This is a genomic window from Promineifilum sp. (SeqCode) (assembly GCF_041918635.1).
GTDB lineage: Bacteria > Chloroflexota > Anaerolineae > Promineifilales > Promineifilaceae > Promineifilum.
On sequence record NZ_JAYRVJ010000172.1, the window covers coordinates 1 to 2891 of the forward strand.

Below are 2891 nucleotides of genomic sequence, written 5' to 3' on the forward strand. Positions count from 1 at the left end.
ACGTCGAGGCCCAGCCGGCCGGCGATCTCCTGGGCCAGGGCCACGTCGTAGCCGGTCAGTTCGAACTCATCCGTGTAAGAGGCGAAGGGGGGATAGTCGGCCGACATGCCGACGACCAGCCGGCCGCGGGCCTGCGCCGCCGACCAGGCGTCGGCCGCTGGGGCCGGGGGCGTGGCCGCGTCCGGCGCGACGGTCGGGGCCGTCGTGGCCGGGATCACGGTGGGCGATACCGTCTGCTGCTGGCGACAGGCGACCAGGCCGACCGCCAGGGCCAGCAGCGCGACCACCCACAAGCGAAGAGGAGCGCCGATGTTGTTCATGACTGCCTCGCGTGCCGCGATCGTGCCGGCCCATGCGCGCCGGGTTATTCCGCAAATAGGGCCGCCGGGGTGGCGTAGCGTCAGGCGGTTTTGATGTGCGCCGCGTCCTCGGCCGCGTCTTCAGCGTCTTCAGCCGCGGCTTCGGCCTGTTCGGCAGCTACGGTCGCCTCGACCGCCGCCTCGTGCGCCGTCTCTTCCCGATCCTCGATCTGATCCAGACGTTCTTCGAACGCGCCCTCGACCACCTTGTCGGACAGCATGCGGTAGCCGATGTAGAGCGGCATGATCTGGTATAGCGCGAACCAGATCATCAACCCCGTGGCGGCCCACTTAATGGTGCTCAGGTTGGCGTTGATCTGCGCCCGCGTATTCTCCAACGAGGCGTTGGTCTGGTCCAGCACGCCGATGTACTGATCCAGCAACGGGATGTACTGAGCCACAGTGACGTTGATGCCGTCGATGTTGCCCGATAACTGGGCGATATCGTTGCTGATGGTTCCCAAGTTGGCCGTGGCCGCGTCCAGGCTGGTCTCCAACTGGCGCATTTGCCGCGGGATGGGGATAAGGCTCCGGCCAATCGCCAGAACGGCATTGTCAAATGGCTCGCTGGGGTTGTAGTTGACGCCCAGGTCAAAGCTGAGCGGCACGCCGAGAATGGTGCGCTCAACCTGGAAGTCGCTCAGACGGGTCAGGGTGTTGTCGATGGCTCCGGCGATGCCGGCCAGGTTGGGCACGGCCTGATTGACGGCGTCCAGACTGTTGGGAACCGTCTCCGTGGTCATCCTCGTTAGTTGATCCAGCAGCGGCTGTGTGTCGGTCAGCGTGGTGGAGAGGTTGCCCGTCGATTGGGAGACGGTGTCGAGCGTGGAACCAACTTCGGTCAGGGTCGCCTGGACGTTTTTCAGGCTGGCGGTCGTCGTATCGACTGTCGTGCCGACCATGTCGAGGGCGCTGTTCATCCCGGTCACCCCCGCGTCAATAGCCTGACCGGCGAAATAGGCCCCGGCCCCCGCGATTATCAGTCCGACCAGCCCGACGATGATCAGCAGGAGTCCAATAATGCGACGGAAAATGGACATCTTCCTCACTCCTTTGGCAGTGATGCGATCCGTCGCGGCAGCTTAGTCTCGACGGACCCCCTTCCCTTGGCTTCAATGGGAGCGCCGGGCGGCCGCGCTCGTCGCCGGTTCGGCGGGCGCGGCCGCGCGGCGGGACCGCTAGCGGTTTTGGGCGCGCAGCAGGTCGCGGATTTCGGTCAGCAGAACTTCCTCGTTCGTCGGCCCTGCCGGCGCGGCCGCCTTCTTGGGCATCATGCGATTGAGCCAACGAACCAGCAGGAAAACTACAAATGCAACCAGCAGGAAGTTGATGATGGCCTGGATGAAGTTGCCGTAGGTGATGTTGGCATCGCCAACGGTAATGGCGAGCGCGGTGAAGTCAACGCCGCCCAGTATTACGCCGATGATGGGCATAATGATGTCATTCACCAACGAGTTAACGATCGCCGTGAACGCCGCGCCAAGGATGAAGGCCACAGCCAGGTCCATCACATTGCCGCGGTTAATGAAGTCGCGAAACTCCTTCAACATGTCACTACCTCCAATACCTAAATGTTGGGCTCGGACCTGACCGACGAATCGGTCAGGCCCGGCTATCACTTAGGAGGAGAAACCGGCCCCTCCGAGTCATATTGTTGACCAGTATAACCATCTTCTCATTTTTAGCGAACTAATCCGCCATTAATGTGGATCATCCAGCAAATCCATGAAGTCGGAGCCGGTGTTTGACCCACTCGGCTTCTTCTTGGCCGTCGTCTTCGTCGCCTTGGCGGTACTCTTCTTCTTGGGCGCCGTCTGGCCGGTTGTCTTCTTGGCCGTGGTCTTGCGCGCGCCCGTCTTCTTGGCGGGTGGGCTTTGCCCGGCGGCCATCAGGCCCATCGTCTGTTGCAGACCGGCCACCGCCTCGTCCTCGCTGATGCCCATCTGGGCCGACAGGCGCGCGGCCACGCCACTGGAGCGGATGTAGTCGGGGTCGGCGGCCAGGCTGTTGAGGTCAATGTCCCCGCTCCGGCCGCTGCTACGCTTCTTGGCCGCCGAGGCGGTCAGCAGACCGATCGCGCCCATGATGAGCATGTTCGCCATCTGCGGCGAGATGCCCAGCTTCTCGGCCAGGGTATTGGCAAAAGGCAAGGTTGGCCCCCCGCCGCCGCCGAAGGTCATGGGTTGGCCGCCCCCGCCGAGCAGTCCGCCCAGCAGGTCGCTCAGCCCGCCGCCGGATGCGCCGGACGCGCCGGTTGGCGCGCTGCCCCCACCGAGCAGTCCGCCCAGCAAGTCCATCAAGCCACCGCCGCCGGATGCCCCGGCCGCCGCGCCCCCGCCGCCCAACAGACCGCCGAGCATCCCGGCCATGTCGCCCATGTCGCCGGAGCTCGCGTCACCGGAGCTTGCCCCGCCGGCCGCGCCGCCGCCCAGTAGCCCGCCCAGCAAGTCCGCCAGGCCGCCCCCACCGCTCGCGCCGGCCGGCGCTTCAGGAAGGCCACCGCCTAGCAAGTCGGCAAAGCCTCGCTCTCCC

Annotated in this window: 3 protein-coding genes and 1 pseudogene; all 4 read right to left on the reverse strand. The window is 65.0% G+C overall.

Going from position 1 to position 2891, the window contains the following annotated elements; genetic code table 11:
* Window positions 1-320 (reverse strand): transporter substrate-binding domain-containing protein (locus ACE3UY_RS05820; protein WP_374686608.1); only part of this gene is annotated, 320 nt, incomplete at its 3' end.
* Between the two features lie 80 nt (window positions 321-400).
* Window positions 401-1399, reverse strand: a complete 999-nt coding sequence (locus ACE3UY_RS05825) for a hypothetical protein (RefSeq protein WP_374686609.1) — start codon at window positions 1397-1399, stop codon at window positions 401-403.
* 138 nt (window positions 1400-1537) lie between these two features.
* Window positions 1538-1909, reverse strand: coding sequence for a large-conductance mechanosensitive channel protein MscL (gene mscL / locus ACE3UY_RS05830; RefSeq protein WP_374686610.1), 372 nt, complete (start codon window positions 1907-1909; stop codon window positions 1538-1540).
* Window positions 1910-2059: 150 nt separating this feature from the next.
* A pseudogene (locus ACE3UY_RS05835) lies at window positions 2060-2891 on the reverse strand (hypothetical protein); the annotation flags it as partial.

Excerpts from the sequence above, each read along its gene's own strand:
- ACE3UY_RS05825 (WP_374686609.1), bottom strand. The coding sequence starts at position 1,399 with ATGTCCATTTTCCGTCGCATTATTGGACTCCTGCTGATCATCGTCGGG.
- mscL (WP_374686610.1), bottom strand. The coding sequence starts at position 1,909 with ATGTTGAAGGAGTTTCGCGACTTCATTAACCGCGGCAATGTGATGGAC.